The following is an 18,081-nucleotide window of genomic DNA, read 5'->3' as shown; positions in this document are numbered from 1 at the left end:
CATATAGAGTCAGATAATAAATCAAATTAAGAATAAACAGGAGTATTTCATGCCATCATTAATTACTGGTCAATATCCAAAGCGCCGCCTACGCCGTAATCGTGCCCATGACTTTAGTCGTCGTATGGTTGCAGAACATAGTTTGACGGTCAACGATCTAATCTATCCAGTTTTTATTGTTGAAGGAAATAATATTACTGAATCAATTCCCTCGATGCCAAACGTTAATCGAATGAGTATTGACGTATTGTTAAAAGAAGCAGAACAAGTAGCTAAACTAGGAATTCCTGTTCTTTCACTATTTCCTGCTATTGAACCATCAAAAAAATCTTTATTAGCGCAAGAAGCATATAACAAAAATGGATTAGTACCAAAAGCTGTTCGAGCATTAAAAAAAGAAATTCCAGAGCTCGGTGTACTAACTGATGTCGCACTTGATCCATATACCACGCATGGGCAAGACGGCATTATTGATGAACGAGGGTATGTTCAAAATGATATCTCTGTTGAAACGCTTGTTAAACAAGCGTTAATGCAAGCTCAAGCAGGTGTAGACATTATTGCGCCAAGTGATATGATGGATGGGCGCATCGGCGCAATACGCAATGAACTCGAAAAGCACGGTTTTTTTAACACACAAATTATGGCTTATTCCGCAAAATACGCATCAAGTTTTTATGGACCTTTTCGTGATGCGGTCGGATCAGCGAAAAATATAAAAGGTGGCAATAAAAAAACTTATCAACTCGATCCAGCTAATACTAACGAAGCATTACAAGAAATCTATCAAGATTTAAGTGAAGGTGCGGATATGGTCATGGTTAAACCTGGTATGCCTTATCTTGATATCGTTCGAAGAGTAAAAGACACCTTTGCTGTCCCAACTTTTGCTTATCAAGTTTCTGGTGAATATGCTATGTTAACATCGGCAATTCAAAACGGCTGGTTAGATGAAAAATCAGCAATTATGGAATCTTTACTTTGCTTTAAACGTGCTGGTGCCGATGGCGTATTAACTTACTTTGCCAAACAAGTAGCCGAATGGTTGCATCAACAAAAATAATATTTTTTGAAATACTGCTCTTTCCAAATTGGAAGGAGCATTTAATTACTATCTAATATCTCATATTCATCAAATCACATTATCAATCATATTATTTAGTAACAATTTTTCACTTCTTTTTAATTCACCAGTATAAGAAAGCTATAAATAAACATTAATTATCATATTTATGCTTGGACAATTATTGTACTTTACTAGAAAATGTAAAAAAGTTTCAGGAAAGCTATATGTTTATGTAAAAATCTGATAATATTTACGGGGATAAGCGATAAGGGAATGAAAAATGATTTATGAACTCGTACCAAACGAATTACATGATGAATTTAAAGCTTTTCATCATGACCTAGAAAAAATAACATCGCAACATGTGCAATCTTGTCCCTTCTGTAAAAAAACTGAATTTTATATAATTCGTTCAAAACCCAATAAAACATATCGTTGTAAAGATTGTGATAAATATTTTACCGTTTCAACCAATACTCCTTTCAATCGTTTAATGCCCTATAATTGGTTAGAGTTTATTTTTACCAACCGAATAAATAAAATGGGTTATAAAGAAATTGCGGACAACCTCGAAACATCGCTCGAAAAAGTTATACGACGAGATCGAGCTATTATTAACTATCTTCAAAACTATTATCCATCATTACATAACTGGTATACACATCAAAAACAAACAAAACTAATGCCATCTTTAGCGAAACAATACAATACCATTAAAGCTAAAGTAACTGCCTTATTGAATGAACAAAATCCAACTTGTAAACACTGTGGATCTAAAGAAACAACCAAAATTGGTTCTCGCACTTGCTATCGCTGTAAACGATGTCGACATAGCTTTAGTCTTTTAAGCAACACTAGTTTAAACCGTATACCAAAACCTGAATTATGGTTACAATTCATTGAGTTACTTGTTTCTGGGGCTAGTAACTCACAAATAGGAAAAGCTTTAAATTTACACAATGATACAGTACGTAAATGGCGATCTGCTTGGTACTATATGATGAAAGATTGGCAATGTGAAGCACTTGCAGTCTGGTGCAAAAATAAATAAGAAAACAGGATAAAAGGAAAATAGAACTATGAGAAAAAATAATTTATTTTTATATACGTGCATAATTAGCAGTACATTACTAATTAACGGTTGCGATGATAAAAAAACATCTAACGAAAAATCCTTATCACAACTACCAACAGCAGTTATTAATAGCTATCTTTTCCATACTGAGCCAGAGCTATTACCATTTAGTAAAATGATTAAACAGCAGCATATTCAAGGCTCATCAACTAAGATAATTAACTACAATGACAAAGGCTTTGTTGCTAATTACGATTTAGAAGGGCTACATGGCGAAATTAATTACGATACAGCTAAATATAACTACGGCATGGGCGATACCAGAAACGTTTACGATATTACTTTTGATTCATCCCAAAATATACTAGGTATGAAAAACAATGAAAATGATATCGTCGCAAGTTCAGAGTTCGATGAACAAGATCGTTTAGTTGAAACAACTCTATCGCATTTTGCAGAAAATAATATCATTTTTAACAGCAAAATTATTTATGACAACAATCTTGTAGAACTCGTATTATATAATGCCTATATTCCTGTAGATGAAAAAACAAAATTCCCTGTGTTGGCTCAAGAAAAAGCATTTGTATATAACGCAAACAATCAATTAGAAAAAACTATTATCAAAACATTTAAATTATCATCAAATGGAGACATCATCATTAATGATAAAAACGAACAAGAAGTAGAACTAATAGAGACTTGTACTTATTCAGATTATAATCCAAACAGTGATTGGACTAAAGCTGTGTGTATTACAACAGGTGACGAATCAAAAACAGTTAATCTAACAAGAACAATTCAATATAATTAGTCATTGCCATATTCATCATATTCGCGGCAAACTATAATTGTATCCTCAATTAAGCGTCTAGCAATGGTGCCATACTCAGGAATTTTAGGTAACTCTGTATAATGGTACCAATTTGCTTCAATGAGTTCGTTTTTATCTACCACTATTTCACCGCTATCATAATCAGCTAAATAAGCCATCATTAATGAATTTGGAAATGGCCAAGGTTGCGATCCAACATAACGAATATTTTTAATTTTTATTTTTGATTCTTCAAATACTTCTCGTTCAACGGCGGTTTCCATTGTTTCACCGATTTCAGTAAAACCAGCTAAAACGGTATATAAGTTATCTTGATTATGCCTAACATGTTTTGCTAATAAAATTTTATTATTATGACGAATAGCCACAATAATAGATGGTGAAATTTGTGGATAATAGCGCTCTTTGCAGTGATCGCATAGACAACACCATTCCGTGCTACTGATATACATCTCATGCCCACAATATCCACAATATTTGTGGGAACGATAGAACTCAGAAAGTTGCACTGCTCGACCAGCTAAATTAAATAATGATTGATCTGTTCTATCAAGTAATGAACGAACTGAACTCATCGCATTTTTCATTTCATCACAAATCAGCCAAGCTGTTTGCCCATTCCATTCACCTATTGGTTGAGCAAGTTTATTAGTAAAACCAAATTTATCAGCACTCCCAACAGGAACTTCACCATTAGGTAGCCATAATCGTCCATTAGCACTTACAAACCAATAACCTTTTTCATTACCTATTAAATTAAATTGTTGCTGTATATTCATATTATTAACACCAAAAATAAAAACAAAAAAGGAGGATTACTCCTCCTTTTAATCGATACTATTTCTTTTTCTTCTCGTGAAGTCCCTTTTTCTCAAGTTCCCAATAGATAATGCGTTGCTGAGCAATCGTGAATAAGTTACTAATAATATAATATAAAACTAGACCTGATGGGAACCATAAGAAGAACAACATAAAGATTAATGGCATATAAGTCATTAACTTTTGTTGTAGTGGATCGGTAACAGGTGTTGGAGACATTTTCTGAATTAAAAACATACTGACACCCATTAATAAAGGCAAAATATAGTAAGGATCTTGCGCTGATAAGTCATAAATCCAAAGTGCAAATGGCGCATGTCTTAGTTCAACTGTACTACTTAACATATAGAACAATGATAAAAAAATCGGCATTTGGATAATTAATGGCAAACAACCACCTAATGGATTCACTTTTTCTTGCTTATAAAGTGCCATTGTTTCTATACTAATTTTTTGCCTATTATCGCCATAGCGCTCTTTTAAAGCTTGTATGCGAGGCTGTAATAACTTCATTTTCGCCATTGAACGATACTGAGCACGAGTTAATGGAAATAAAATACCTCGAACAATAAATGTGATAACAATAATTGAGAAGCCCCAGTTACCAACAAAACTCTGAATAAACTTTAACAAATAAAACAACGGTTGTGATAAGAACCATAACCATCCATAATCAACAATTAAGTCAAGATGATTGGCTGTTTCTTTCAATTGGCTTTGAATTTCTGGTCCTAACCATAATTTTGCGCCAATAATTTGTGAACTCCCAGCAGGAATAACTGCCGATTCACTTTTGAAACCAATTGTTGCTTGAGAATTATTAGCCGTTGCACGAGAATAAAATAAATTATTTTTATCCTGTGCTGGTACCCATGCGGAAGCAAAATAGTGTTGCAACATCGCAATCCAACCCGTTTGAGTCTCAACCGATAAAGCTTTATCTTTGATATCATCAAAACTGTATTTACTATAATTAGAACTAGAACTAGAGTAAGCTGTACCACGGAATGCGCTTTGCCCTAATCCACTACCACCTTCGGTTGGAATATCATCAGGTAATTTAATTGTTTGTTTTAATTGACCATACATGGCAACATCAACAGGTGCACTGCTTTGGTTATTAATATCATACTGAACATCAATAGAATAACTACCACGGTGTAATATATAGTATTTAGTATAACTTACACCATTAACTTGATAATTAAGAGGAACACGCAATTCATCTTGCCCATCAGCTAAAACATATTCTGACTTTTCAGTTTGATAGACTGGACGTTTTGATCCTTGAGTTGCATTATCAGGACCATCCTTACCTGTTAACCCGCTTTCAGCAACATAAACAAAATCTGGACGAGATGTTAATAATTGGAAAGGCGTACCAGAATGAAGCGTTTGCTCATATTTCAATAATTGTGCAGCCTGAACATCCCCACCATAAGTATTAATAGTGAGTGACAGCACATCTGATTTTACAGTAATTGTTTTACCTACTGCACCAGCTATTGAGCCATCATCACTTTGTTGTGTTAATTGGTTTTCGATCGGAGGTTTAGGTGTGTGATCTTCTTCCCACGCTTTCCAAATAAAAAAAGATACAAAAAGTAAAGCAATGACTAAAATATTACGTTGAGATCCCATTAGTGTTTTTCTCTATTGGTTTTAATTTTTGGAGGAACAAAATCTTCTCCTCCTTCATGTAAAGGATGACATTTTAATACACGTTTAACGGTTAGCCAACCACCTTTTATTAATCCAAAGCGTCTCAGCGCAATTATTGCATACTGTGAACATGTCGGTGTAAAGCGACATTTAGGACCTAATAAAGGACTAATAAAACGTTGATAAACACGAACAAAAAACACAAAAACATTAACTATCATATAGTTAAATGCATAAATATGCTGTTTAATAATCAATTTAAATTTATTCAAGCCTCGTATTTGGCTATGATTCGTTGGCATAATTTATTCAGTGTTTCAACGAGTTGCTGATTATCTAAGTCGATAACTGGCTGTTTTGCCATCACAATAAAATCAATATTAGGAAATTGATGTTGATGAAGCCGAAAATACTCTTTAGCCAGTCGCCTTATACGATTACGCTCATGAGCTCGTTTCACTTGTTTTTTAGCTATAGCAAACCCTAACCGCATATGATTGTAGTTATTTTTTCGTGCAACTAAAGTTAAAAACGGAGAACCAGCCCGAATGGACTCTTGAAAGACATGATTGAAATCAAAGGGAGTTAACAACCGCAACTCCCGAGGAAAAGTGAACTTAATCACCCAACTTTAAATCAGCTAGCAACAGTTAAACGAACACGGCCTTTAGCACGACGGCGAGCAAGAACTTGACGACCGTTTTTAGTTGCCATACGAGCACGGAAACCGTGAGTTCTATTGCGTTTTAATACTGATGGTTGAAATGTGCGTTTCATGACGATTTATATCCAAATCTAATTATCAACAGGTTGCAGAGTAAAAACTCCACAGCATTAATTAAAGAGGTCGGAATTATAGTGCCTATTTTATTTTTCGTCAATGAGATTTTTACAGATAAATCCCATTAACACCTAATTACCACACGATAAAAGAAAATAGAATAAATAGATTATAAAATAATAATTTATAACTAAAAAAACAATCAACTAATTCCAAAAAGTAAGTACTTGTTTACTTTTCTCTCCACCGATTTCGCGCGCTAATTTAGGCACTAAATAACCAGATACTTGCTCGGCAAGCTGTTTCATTATTAATTTAGCAGAGTTATCATCAACTAAAAAATGAGCTGCACCTTGAACTTTATCTAATAAATGAATGTAATAAGGCAAAATGCCAATATCAAAAAGTTTATTACTTAACTGAGCCAAAATATTTGCATTATCATTAATATTTTTCAACAATACACTTTGATTTAGCACTGTCACATCGCTCTTTTTTAAAAGCCCAATTGCGCCAGCAACAGAATTATCAATTTCATTTGGATGATTAATGTGAGTAATTACTACAATTTGCAACCTACTTTCAATAAATAACCGGCAAAGTTCAGGCGTTACTCGTGAAGGAATAACAACGGCCAAACGCGTATGAATCCGTAAACACTTAACATGAGGGATTTTTTCAAGTGCATTAATCAAAAAAGCCATTTCATGATCTTTTGCCATCAACGGATCACCTCCTGATAAAATAATTTCATTAAGTTCAGGATGATTTGTAATATATTCAAGCGCAATAGCAAGATTCTTTTTAGAACCTTGATTATCATGATAAGGGAAATGCCGTCTAAAACAGTAACGGCAGTTAATTGCACAAGCAGTCTTAGTGATCAATAATGCCCGATTGTGATACTTATGCAATAATCCGGGAATGGCATTATCTTGCTCTTGTAATGGGTCATGACTATACCCTTCAACTTTAAATAACTCCCTATCATCACAAAGCACCTGTAACAAGAGTGGGTCATTACTATCACCCTTTTTCATTCGATTAATAAAAGCCCTAGGAACCCGAAGCGGAAACGCCTTTTTTGCTTGTTGCATGCGGATTGAAATGGTATTGGGATCTAGTTCTAAATAGGAGTATAAAACGTTGATATCTGTCACAACATTGGCCAGATCAAAAACCCACTCATCTTTATTATTTGGTAGTTCAACTTTTTGCTGTATAATATGACTCATTTTTTGTAATTCAGAATTTTAGTTGGAGCTTTTATGGCATCTTATAGTACTAATGAGTTTAAAGCTGGTCTTAAAATAATGCAAGATGGCGAACCGTGTGTCATTGTTGAAAATGAGTTTTATAAACCAGGTAAAGGTCAATCTATTAATCGTGTAAAAATTAAAAAATTACTTTCAGGCAAAACTGTCGACAAAACATTTAAATCAGGCGAATCAGTTGAAGCCGCTGACGTCGTTGATATGAATTTAACTTATCTTTATACCGACGGTGAATTTTGGCATTTTATGAATAACGATACATTTGAGCAACTTTCGGCTGACGCCAAAGCGGTTGGCGACAATGCAAAATGGTTAGTTGATCAAGCGGAATGTATTTTAACATTATGGAACGGCCAACCGATTGCAGTAACACCACCAAATTTTGTTGAACTTGAAGTGGTTGAAACCGATCCAGGATTAAAAGGCGACACAGCAGGAACAGGCGGTAAACCAGCGACATTATCAACTGGTGCAGTTGTTCGTGTGCCTTTATTTGTACAAATTGGCGAAATCCTTAAAGTAGATACCCGTTCAGGCGAATACGTATCACGCGTTAAATAAATTAGCATTTATTGTGAACAAGAGAGGTTACTCTAACCTCTCTTGCTTATCTAAACAGCATAAATTTAATCTTACTGTTTTACACCAATCCAATGATTAAAACCCTTTAAAATCTATCCAAATTTAATTATCAACACAATTTTTACATACCCCATAAAAAGTATCTAACCGTATTTATAGAATATGAGTTTAACTACCAAGACACAAAGTTAGCTAAAATAAGGCAAGTATAAAAATTACTTGAAAATAGATTATATATTTTTACTTATCGAGAAATGATGAATGTACGAATTCTTGGCTCTATTCACATTAAACAGAGCCAAGAGACACTAATCAACAATCACTCGCCCATTCAAAGGTTGAGTTGGGCGATTATTGTTGTGATGCATGATTGAGTGGAATTTTTCGATTTGTTCAGCAGATGCACTACTTTCTTGTTCTAACACAATCCATCGAACGCCTTCAGTACAAGGTGGAGTTGTTAGTGAACCGCTAAAGCGATAAAAATCCAATCTATTTGGCAATAAAGCCTTAATATTGACTGATTGAGATAATGTGGCGGTACTGCCTTCATCTTCTGGCATTTGTTGCCAAGCTTTCGCTAATTCAGGATTAGGTTTTCCTTTATTAAACATCAAGGCAACAACCGTTAAGTCGCCATTTTTGTTTTTATAAACAAAATGAGCTTCCATCGGGAAGTATTTGCCTTTGATTTTATTTTCACTTGGCGTATGAAAATGGAATTGTTGTAACGTAAACAGCTCGTTGTCAATTTCAAGCGTATTGCCATCATTAACATTAACTTGAATTGTATGACCGTTATTGATGATTTCCTGCTTGCTTAGCTTAAACGTCAGTTTAAGTTTATCGTGGTGCGTTTTAAAAACATGTTCAATGTTGATTGGCGATTGATTCTTTCCTGTTTCGCAGGTTGAAAACTCTGACGAAAGGTGTCCCCAATTTTCTGGATTATTTTCGCCTTCATAGCCCCAATGGAGGGCAGGTTCTGTTGCAGCACAAGATAGGCTGGTAACCATTAAAGCTGCAATTATTGCATTTAATTTCATTTTGTTTTTACGCTGGAAAGTGATTAGTGGAACCCAATTATACGCCACAAAAAATTACCTTACTAGAATCGTATATCATCACTTTTTGATATTTTTATCAAAAAAATTGTTTGACATTTAAACAAAAAAGTAAGCTGAAAAATAACCTTTTTTGTTTGTTGCTAATTTTACTCAATATTTATTATGATAATATTTAATTAGTTATATTAAGCAATCATCGCTTGGGTATCATCAATCGAAAGCTTTTTTGACTTTCAGTCATTAAAATACTAGGCTCGCAGGCTTTGCCTGCTCAGCGCCCCAACTTTCGCTGGGGATTTATTCTTGTCTACATTGTCCTCTCAAGCACTATAACCGCCTTCCGCGCCCTAAGGGTTAAGGACTAAACGCTAAAAACTAAGGTATGGTGCAAACAGAATAGTAGCCGTTGCAGTCCTCACGGCCGCCGTAGACGTGCCCGTTGTTCGGGATGATATGAAACTGTCTGCTACTTGCCGCATCACTCGTCCAATAGCAGCAGTAGGAGCAAAAGCCCGTATCAGGTTTGTAAGAGTGTAGGGGTCCCCACTCCGTAAAAAGTCCAGCGCCTATTTGTCGCTGATAATTATTTTTAGATGACAATGGCGTGGCACCCGAAATAGGAGGATTATCTGTTCTTACTGCGTTGGTTAAATCCCTTACCCTCGGCATGCGATAACCTAAACTATTACACCATGCTAATTGGTCACTATAAGGTTCATATTGATTACCAGGCCGATTGACGAACCACTGCTTTAAAGAAAAGCCATATTTTACTATCTCATCACCGGTATTAATATCTCTACCCACTAACTCAAACGTCTGAGGTAACCTTGGTACAGTAATTCGAATAGGATTCGGATTGTTTTGTTGATTTCTTGCCTCTGGACCTGTTAGCGTTACGCGAGCTACAACTTTCCCCCAATTCTCAAAAGGAATCCAACCATCATAAGGTGCAACATTTGTCACTGTTGCAGTAATTCCCTCATGCGTGACAGGTGCCCATGTCAATTCTTCTGGTTCTATTCCTGTTATGAGTAAATCAAAATATAAATTATGCGCACCCGTGGTCGGAAAATTGAGGTTATATAATTCAGGATTGATAGATTGAACTAAAAAGCCCTTACGAGGATCCCATATGTCAGCTGGGCCTACAAAGTCGCCACTACCCAAATATAGAGTCGGTCTTACATAATTGATAACTGGCGACGGTAGTATTATTGCATCACTACGATTACCCGCTCGAGCCTTTTTACCATTCGCCTGTACATCCCATGACGATGACAATAATAACAGTGCTAATACTAGCAAAGCTGTTTTAGGTGATTTGAGCGATAATTTCGATAATACGTTGAGATATAATTTCGAAGATATAAATAAGTTTCGTGTAAAGACTCGTCGAATAAGATTATTGATAAATTTAAGACATAGGTTTGCCAGTGCCTTATGCCTAAAATGGTACTGTACTGCATTTTGTTTCACCTATCAAGTAACGTTTTGTTTTGTTTTGTTTTGTTTTGTTTTGATTTTTATATTAACTTGCTTGTTTAATGATCTTTTTCACCTTAAACGGTTAAAGTGTATCCGTTTAAAAAATAGTTAGCTAGTTTTTTGACGGACTTTTTTGTAAAGAAATGTAAAGATGAAAATAATTCAACTTTAGGGATAGGGAATTTTTTTGCACATTATCGACTGTCGATAACTGAAACTGTTTAGTATTTCAATCAGGGAGGTGTCGCTAGGCGTTATGAAATTTTGCATAAAATAACCTAATTTGGACAATATCACTGATATTATTAACTTGCGTAAAAGACCAAAATGTTCTAAACCCTACCGTGTTTAAAATTACACTTCATGTTTGAATCCAGGTATAATTTACACATAATACAAAGGAGATATAGATGTTATTTTCAATTACAAGATTTATTGCTGGCGGATGTTTGCCACTTTTGGGAGCCTTTTCTTTTTGCAGTTTTTTATTCAAAAATTATTATATTGGACTCACATTTATCATTATTGGCGTTTTAGCTTACTATCTGGTATTTATTAAATACACAAATATTATTATTAATAAACATATTACAATTTTTAAAAGTGAGTTTAAAGATGAGTTTGTGCGTTCAAATTTTTATTGCGATAAAACCTACGAGAATTTTATGTATTTTGATCGAATGAACAAACAAATTTGTTTTACAGATAAAGATGCAAATAAAATTGTATCAAGGCTTAATTATGATGATTTATTCTCTGCTAAATTTAATTCTCATCATTATGTTATTATGAAATTTAAATTAATAAACCAAGAGATAAAAATTAAATTTCATTATTTTTCAAAAGATTACATTTCGTTAAGAACAAGATTTTCTCGATTAACAACTATTTATGAATAATTAAGTTATTTAGACAGTAATAACGTTGCTTTTAGTGTGCAAAGTATCTGTTTAGCCTCAAAGATTCTAGGCTATCACACGAGTAATTTAAAAATATCTTAGAATTTGTTAATTAACGGTGTAGACGATAAGGTTCATCCACCACAATAAAATCTTTTTCTTGCATTGCCTCACTTATCCATTCTGTAACACTATGAGTTTGACAAATAGTGTTAATGTAGTTGGTTAACGTTGCCGATGTTTTGATACCAAAATTTTTTAATCTTAAACACATTGGTGCATAGAAAGCATCAGCAATAGTAAATTCACCAAATAAGTAGTTAGATTGAGGTAAATTAGAATTTAAGAAAGAAGATAATAATTCATCAACAAGAGAAATTTCATTTTTGACATCAGCATGATCACGTAAAATAATTTGCCCAATTTCGAAAAACTCAGCTTCAATATTCATTGGTAAATGTTTTCTAATAGCAGAAAATCCTGAATGCATTTTAGCCACTAAACTGCGAGCATTAGCCTTTTTTTTAGTATCTATCGGCCATAAAGCTAAGTTGGGATGTTTTTCAGCCAAGTATTCACAAATAGCCAAAGAATCAGATATAACCACATCATTATCAACTAAAATTGGTACTGTACCATATTTCGATATTGAGGATACTGTTGCTTTAAAAGCAGATTTATCGTCAAGGTTATCAAATCTAACAAACTTTTCATAAAAAAGAATACCAAGGTGTTTCATTACAACTCAAGGGCGCATAGACCACGTTGAATAGTTTTTATTACCTATATAAAGTTTGTAATTCAATTTCAATCTTCATCTAATTCAATAATATAACGTAAAGTTTGTTAATATTTATCTGCTTTCTTAGTTTTATTGGTAAATGACTTTAAAAATAATTATTTTTATTACAAATAAACTACATGAGTGCCTTTTTCGGGTTGAAAAGTAGCTTTGCCAAATTCATCTAAGAAATAGGCAATATGATCGGCTTTATCCCCTACTAATCGTCCTTTTACTTTGTTCCATGTCATGAGGACTATCATGGCATCAGGTTCACAGCAAATTAACATGGGTTGTTCAAATTCTTCGTTCCAATAAAATTCACCTCCGTATATTTTATGGGCGGTGAGCAATAAATAACATCCGTATTCTTGCGATATCATGTTGAGTTGTTCTTCTGGAATGCTAAAGTTTTTTTCAGCCAGTTCACTGATGATCATTTCAACAACAGTAATACTTTTTTCAGAGTAATCGAGCTGATTAATGCTCCATTTTGGACTATTTAATATCGCATTTTGTGCCCATGCTTCGATCTCTTGATATAATTCATTTTTTTGTTCAGTCATTTTTATTCACTTCGCTATTGAGTTTAATCTGTTCTAGTTGCTTAACACTTTGCCACGCGTCTTCCATTTGTTCAAGCGTTGCATCAATTAAAGATAAGTTTTTTTGTTTGAATATCGATTCTACTTGTTGAAATCGCCGGATAAATTTTTTATTAGCTTGCTGTAAACAGCGTTCTGATTTAATCTTTAAATGCCTAGCTAAATTGACGGTCGCAAACAATAAATCACCGAGTTCTTCCTCAATTTTTTGTGGATCTTGTTTAGTGTGTTCTAATTCTTGCTCGACTTCGCCAATTTCTTCTTTTACTTTATCAAGTACAGAGTTTATTTCATGCCAATCAAAACCAACCGAGGCACAACGCTTTTGAATTTTTTCTGCTTGCATTAAGGCAGGTATTGCTTGGGGTATATCGTCAAGCAATGAGTATTGCGCTTTTTGGTCTCGTTCTTTTTGTTTAAGTTGTTCCCAATTAGTTTTTTCAGTCTTATTTTCTGTAAAAATATGAGGATGACGATAAACTAATTTATCTACAACCGATAAACAAATCTCATCAAAATTAAAGCTTCCTTGTTCTTGGGCTAAATCAGCATAAAAGACAATGTGAAATAGTAGATCACCAAGTTCTTTTTTTAGTTCATCCATGTCTTGCTTATCAATTGCATCCAAAACCTCATAGGTTTCTTCTAAAGTATACGATTTTAGTGATGCAAAAGTTTGTTGCCGATCCCATTGACAACCATTAACAGGATCACGAAGTTGTTTGGTTATGGCTTGTAAGCGTTGTAATGCGTTCAAAATATCTCTCATAAATTAATCATTGATTGAACTATTGTAAATGGTTTCATAGCAAAACGGTTATTCTTTTAAACATTGACGCTTATATATTTTGCTATTATTGGTAATTATTTCACCAAAAATAATTATATAAATTGTAAAAATAGCCCTAAATACGGAACTTCTAGCCGATAAATGTGAATTAAGTATATAATACCTGCTTATTAATTTAACGTTATTAAACAATATGAATAATTTACGCGAGCTTACTTTAAGAGGTACCATTCTCGGCGCTCTTATTACTGTTATTTTTACTGCATCGAATGTTTATCTTGGCTTAAAAGTTGGATTAACTTTTTCGTCAGCAATTCCAGCTGCAGTAATTTCAATGGCTATATTGAAACTGTTTTCAGGTTCAACTATTTTAGAGAATAATATGGTGCAAACTCAGGCATCAGCAGCTGGCACTTTATCTTCAATTATTTTTGTGCTACCTGGTTTGTTAATGATTGGTTATTGGCAACACTTTCCATTTTGGCTAACCTTTGCAATATGTGCCGCAGGCGGAATGCTTGGGGTTTTATTTTCAATTCCATTGCGACATGCCATGGTCGTTAAAAGCAATTTGCCTTATCCTGAGGGAGTGGCGGCTGCTGAAATTTTAAAGGCAGGCTCTAAAACCGATAATAAAGAAGCTAATGATGGTTTAAAGGATATTTTATTTGGTGGCATCGTTGCCTCCACAGTCAGCCTTTTTACTAATGGTTTTCGTGTGTTATCTGAAAGTACTGCTTATTGGTTTACTGCTGGCAAATCCATTTTTCAACTTCCTATGGGATTTTCGTTAGCGTTACTAAGTGCAGGTTATTTGATTGGGATTATGTCAGGAATTGCCATTTTAATTGGAACCATTATTGGTTGGGTATTTGGCGTTCCAATTTTAAGTGCAATTACCGATTATGATACTAGTCTGCCTTTATCTAAAGTTGCAATGGGATTTTGGGAAAAAGATATACGCTTTATTGGTGCGGGAGTCATTGCTATTGCAGCAGTTTGGACACTATTTACATTAATCAAACCAATGATTGAAGGTTTAAAAATATCATTTAAAAGTATGCGTTCAAATGCGTCTGACGATGATATTGCATCAACCGAGCGGGATTTATCACCTAAAGCTATTTTATTAATTATGGGTGGTATGTTAGTTATTTTATTAGTCACTTTTTATAGCTTTATTACAGATAGTGGACTATCGGCAGGCGTTGCTTGGTCATTAGTGTTTTGCGCTACATTGTTTGCTTTTATTATGGGCTTTTTAGTGGCTGCCGCTTGTGGTTATATGGCTGGACTTGTTGGTTCATCGGCTAGCCCAATATCAGGTATTGCCATTGTTGCTATCATTGTTATTTCATTAGTTCTATTAGGCTTAGGTGAAGCTAATGGTATGTTAGCTTCTGCCGAGGGCTCTAATTTTGCCACAGCTCTTACGCTGTTTACTACCAGTGCAGTGTTATCAATAGCCTGTATTTCAAACGATAATTTGCAAGATCTAAAAACAGGTTATTTAGTTCATGCTACACCATGGAAACAACAAGTGGCGTTATTAATTGGCTGTGTTGTTGGTGCGATTGTTATTGCGCCTATTTTAGAAATTTTATATAACGCTTACGGCTTTACTGGTGCGCTTCCACGCCCTGATATGGATCCAAAACAAGTTTTATCAGCACCTCAAGCAACATTGATGACAAAAATTGCCAAAGGAATAATTTCAAATAATCTTGATAAAACCATGATATATATCGGGCTAGGTATAGGTGCTATTATTATTATTATCGATTCAGTTTTAGCAGCTAATAAAGCTAAGTTTAGGTTGCCAGCGCTTGCTGTTGGTTTAGGTATTTACCTACCACCAAGTATTACCATGCCTATTTTCATTGGTACTTTCTTATCATGGATAATTAAACGCTATGCTTATAAAAAAGCACAATCACAAAATTTAGCTCCAGAACAGCAATTTAAGAAAGTTGATCGTAAAGCTGCATTGATTGCGTCAGGGCTAATTGTTGGCGAAAGTTTAGTGGGCGTATTATTGGCGGTTGTAATTGTTATTAGTATTACAAGTGGCGGAAATGATGCACCGCTTGCAATTTCGGCTGATTTAGGTATGTTACCTCAATTTTTAGGTCTCTTTGTTTTTGTTGGTATATGTACGCTCTTTATTCGTCGCGCTTTATCAGCAATTAAGAAATAGTCCTATTGAATAATTAAATTTAAGCCCTTTTCGTTTTAACAAAGGGCTTTTTTATTTAATTGATTGTTTTATAACATTCCTAATTTTGAATGATTAAAACAATCTTTTATTAACCTATTTTACTTTGAATAATAGACAAAAATATCATGATAATTTTTGATTCAATCCAAGTGCGCCGAGGCGTTAACTTGCTTTTAGATAATGCATCAGCAACCATTAATCCTCAACAAAAAGTGGGATTAGTGGGTAAAAATGGCTGCGGAAAATCCACCCTTTTTTCATTAATTAAAGGGGAAATCCAAGCTGATGCAGGCACATTGAGTGTTCCATCTCACTGGCAACTCGCTTGGGTCAATCAAGAAACACCAGCCTTGGATATTCCTGCGATTGAATATGCGATTGATGGCGATCGTGAATATCGTCAATTAGAAAAGCAGTTAGATATTGCCAATGAGCAAAATAATGGTCAGCAAATTGCGGTCATTCATGAAAAGCTTGATACCATAGATGCATGGACAATTCGTGCACGAGCTGCGACATTATTACATGGATTGGGGTTTAGTAATGAGCAATTAATGTCTCCCGTTAAATCTTATTCTGGTGGTTGGCGAATGCGATTGAATTTGGCACAAGCGTTAATGTGTCGTTCTGATTTATTATTGCTTGATGAACCAACCAATCACCTTGATTTAGATGCTGTGATTTGGCTTGAAAAATGGCTAAGCAACTATCAAGGAACTTTAATTTTAATTTCTCACGATCGTGATTTTTTAGATCCTTTAGTCAATAAAATTATTCATATTGAACAAAAAAGTTTATTTGAATACACTGGTAACTATTCCTCATTTGAGATTCAACGATCTACAAAGTTAGCACAACAACAGTCTCTTTATGAAAGCCAACAACTCAAAGTTGCACACTTACAAAATTATATCGATCGCTTTAGAGCCAAAGCAACAAAAGCTAAACAAGCGCAAAGCCGTATAAAAATGTTAGAAAGAATGGAACTGATTGCACCAGCGCATGTTGATAATCCATTTCATTTTAATTTTAAACCATCAGAATTCTTACCAAGCCCTTTGTTAATGATGGACAAAGTCGTAGCGGGTTATGATGATAAAATTATACTGGAAAAAATTAAGCTTAATTTAGTTCCTGGTTCACGTATTGGTCTATTAGGACGCAATGGTGCAGGTAAATCAACACTGATTAAATTGCTAGCTGGTGAACTTGCACCTAAAGAAGGCCATATTAATCTCGCTAAAGGTGTTCAATTAGGCTATTTTGCTCAACATCAATTAGAATATCTACGCCCTGATGAATCACCACTTTGGCACTTAACGCAACTTGCCGAACCGAAAAATACAGAACAAGAACTGCGTAATTATTTAGGTGGATTTGATTTTCAAGGTGATAAAGTTACCGAGCCAGTTAAAACTTTCTCGGGTGGTGAAAAAGCACGTCTTGTTTTAGCTTTAATTGTCTGGCAAAAACCGAACCTTCTTTTATTAGACGAGCCAACCAACCATTTAGACTTAGATATGCGACAAGCATTGACTGAGGCATTGATTGATTTTGATGGTGCATTAGTGGTGGTTTCGCATGATCGCCATTTACTACGTTCAACCACCGATGAATTCTATTTAGTCCATGATCATAAAGTGGAACCTTTTGATGGCGATCTTGATGATTACCAAAAGTGGTTAGCAGAAGTACAAAAAACTGAAAATCAATCCAATGATGAAATTCAGTCAATAAAAAAAGAAAATACCAATAATGTTTCAGCTCAGGATCGTAAAGAACAAAAACGCAAGCAAGCTGAATTACGTGCTCAAATGCAGCCCATAAAAAAACAGTTACAAAAAGAAGAGCAAATGCTTGATAAATTAACCAATCAATTAAAGCAAATTGAAGAACAATTGTCAGATCCTGCAATCTATGATGCGAGCAAAAAAACAGAACTCACAGCTTTATTACTAGAGCAAAGCCAACTTAAAAATCAATTAGAAGAAACGGAGTTACAGTGGCTAGAATTGCAACAACAGCTAGAAGCATTTAATTTGGATTAATAATAATTAATTTTGTTAAAAAGTTTCAGATAACACTACGTTTTAGTATAAAAGAATTATGAGGATCGTTTAGTATTAAATTATTTTCATA

General features: G+C 34.4%; 18 protein-coding genes. 7 read left to right on the top strand and 11 right to left on the bottom strand.

From position 1 onward, the window contains the following. Nucleotides 1-49 precede the first annotated feature (49 nt). From hemB to A9G25_RS11210, 3 genes are all read left to right on the top strand, one after another. A complete protein-coding gene (hemB, locus tag A9G25_RS11220; protein WP_065626990.1) occupies nucleotides 50-1,063 on the top strand; it encodes a porphobilinogen synthase in 1,014 nt (337 codons plus the stop codon). A 283-nt stretch (nucleotides 1,064-1,346) separates the two neighbouring features. Then, on the top strand, nucleotides 1,347-2,117 hold the full coding sequence (locus A9G25_RS11215; RefSeq protein WP_065626989.1) for a hypothetical protein: 771 nt from the start codon (nucleotides 1,347-1,349) through the stop codon (nucleotides 2,115-2,117). 28 nt (nucleotides 2,118-2,145) lie between these two features. Further along, nucleotides 2,146-2,955, top strand: coding sequence for a hypothetical protein (locus A9G25_RS11210; protein ID WP_065626988.1), 810 nt, complete (start codon nucleotides 2,146-2,148; stop codon nucleotides 2,953-2,955). Here the strand turns inward: A9G25_RS11210 and nudC are convergent. The 6 genes from nudC to epmB form a co-directional block, all read right to left on the bottom strand. Next, nucleotides 2,952-3,755 carry an NAD(+) diphosphatase gene (nudC, locus tag A9G25_RS11205; protein WP_065626987.1) on the bottom strand — a complete coding sequence of 268 codons (804 nt, stop codon included), beginning with the start codon at nucleotides 3,753-3,755 and terminating at the stop codon, nucleotides 2,952-2,954. The genes A9G25_RS11210 and nudC overlap by 4 nt on opposite strands. 58 nt (nucleotides 3,756-3,813) lie before the next feature. Beyond that, a complete protein-coding gene (gene yidC, locus A9G25_RS11200; RefSeq protein WP_065626986.1) occupies nucleotides 3,814-5,436 on the bottom strand; it encodes a membrane protein insertase YidC in 1,623 nt (540 codons plus the stop codon). Beyond that, nucleotides 5,436-5,678 carry a membrane protein insertion efficiency factor YidD gene (gene yidD, locus A9G25_RS11195; protein WP_034914994.1) on the bottom strand — a complete coding sequence of 81 codons (243 nt, stop codon included), beginning with the start codon at nucleotides 5,676-5,678 and terminating at the stop codon, nucleotides 5,436-5,438. The genes yidC and yidD overlap by 1 nt, the downstream gene beginning before the upstream one ends. A 47-nt stretch (nucleotides 5,679-5,725) precedes the next feature. Continuing rightward, complete coding sequence (gene rnpA / locus A9G25_RS11190) at nucleotides 5,726-6,082, bottom strand: ribonuclease P protein component (RefSeq protein WP_080702383.1); 357 nt, start codon at nucleotides 6,080-6,082, stop codon at nucleotides 5,726-5,728. A gap of 11 nt (nucleotides 6,083-6,093) precedes the next feature. Further along, nucleotides 6,094-6,234, bottom strand: coding sequence for a 50S ribosomal protein L34 (gene rpmH / locus A9G25_RS11185; protein WP_025314679.1), 141 nt, complete (start codon nucleotides 6,232-6,234; stop codon nucleotides 6,094-6,096). Between the two features lie 210 nt (nucleotides 6,235-6,444). Continuing rightward, on the bottom strand, nucleotides 6,445-7,473 hold the full coding sequence (gene epmB, locus A9G25_RS11180; RefSeq protein ID WP_065626985.1) for an EF-P beta-lysylation protein EpmB: 1,029 nt from the start codon (nucleotides 7,471-7,473) through the stop codon (nucleotides 6,445-6,447). Between the two features lie 33 nt (nucleotides 7,474-7,506). Between epmB and efp the strand changes: the two genes are divergently transcribed. After that, nucleotides 7,507-8,073, top strand: a complete 567-nt coding sequence (gene efp, locus A9G25_RS11175; RefSeq protein ID WP_065626984.1) for an elongation factor P — start codon at nucleotides 7,507-7,509, stop codon at nucleotides 8,071-8,073. 329 nt (nucleotides 8,074-8,402) lie between these two features. Here the strand turns inward: efp and A9G25_RS11170 are convergent, their stop codons facing one another. Continuing rightward, nucleotides 8,403-9,140 carry a carbonic anhydrase gene (locus A9G25_RS11170; RefSeq protein WP_065627007.1) on the bottom strand — a complete coding sequence of 246 codons (738 nt, stop codon included), beginning with the start codon at nucleotides 9,138-9,140 and terminating at the stop codon, nucleotides 8,403-8,405. Nucleotides 9,141-9,536: 396 nt separating this feature from the next. Continuing rightward, nucleotides 9,537-10,640: a hypothetical protein gene (locus tag A9G25_RS11165; RefSeq protein WP_065626983.1), complete on the bottom strand. Its 1,104-nt coding sequence runs from the start codon at nucleotides 10,638-10,640 to the stop codon at nucleotides 9,537-9,539. A gap of 419 nt (nucleotides 10,641-11,059) precedes the next feature. Between A9G25_RS11165 and A9G25_RS11160 the strand changes: the two genes are divergently transcribed. Next, nucleotides 11,060-11,548, top strand: coding sequence for a hypothetical protein (locus tag A9G25_RS11160; RefSeq protein WP_065626982.1), 489 nt, complete (start codon nucleotides 11,060-11,062; stop codon nucleotides 11,546-11,548). Between the two features lie 112 nt (nucleotides 11,549-11,660). Here the strand turns inward: A9G25_RS11160 and A9G25_RS11155 are convergent, their stop codons facing one another. The 3 genes from A9G25_RS11155 to mazG all read right to left on the bottom strand — a co-directional run bounded on the left by A9G25_RS11155 (nucleotide 11,661) and on the right by mazG (nucleotide 13,703). Next, entirely contained in the window at nucleotides 11,661-12,287 is a 627-nt protein-coding gene (locus A9G25_RS11155) for a glutathione S-transferase N-terminal domain-containing protein (protein ID WP_081297251.1), read from the bottom strand. Between the two features lie 167 nt (nucleotides 12,288-12,454). Beyond that, on the bottom strand, nucleotides 12,455-12,895 hold the full coding sequence (locus A9G25_RS11150) for a hypothetical protein (RefSeq protein ID WP_065607682.1): 441 nt from the start codon (nucleotides 12,893-12,895) through the stop codon (nucleotides 12,455-12,457). Next, nucleotides 12,888-13,703: a nucleoside triphosphate pyrophosphohydrolase gene (gene mazG / locus A9G25_RS11145; protein ID WP_065626981.1), complete on the bottom strand. Its 816-nt coding sequence runs from the start codon at nucleotides 13,701-13,703 to the stop codon at nucleotides 12,888-12,890. Before mazG ends, A9G25_RS11150 begins: the two co-directional genes overlap by 8 nt. Before the next feature lie 214 nt (nucleotides 13,704-13,917). Between mazG and A9G25_RS11140 the strand changes: the two genes are divergently transcribed. Continuing rightward, entirely contained in the window at nucleotides 13,918-15,921 is a 2,004-nt protein-coding gene (locus A9G25_RS11140) for an OPT family oligopeptide transporter (protein ID WP_065626980.1), read from the top strand. 146 nt (nucleotides 15,922-16,067) lie between these two features. After that, a complete protein-coding gene (locus A9G25_RS11135) occupies nucleotides 16,068-17,990 on the top strand; it encodes an ABC transporter ATP-binding protein (protein ID WP_065626979.1) in 1,923 nt (640 codons plus the stop codon). Nucleotides 17,991-18,081: the final 91 nt, after the last annotated feature.

It is taken from the genome of Gilliamella sp. Bif1-4, from assembly GCF_001690535.1.
Classification (GTDB): Bacteria; Pseudomonadota; Gammaproteobacteria; order Enterobacterales; family Orbaceae; genus Gilliamella; species Gilliamella bombi.
Note: the sequence above shows the minus strand (reverse complement) of the source record. Positions and strands in the feature narration are given on the sequence as shown.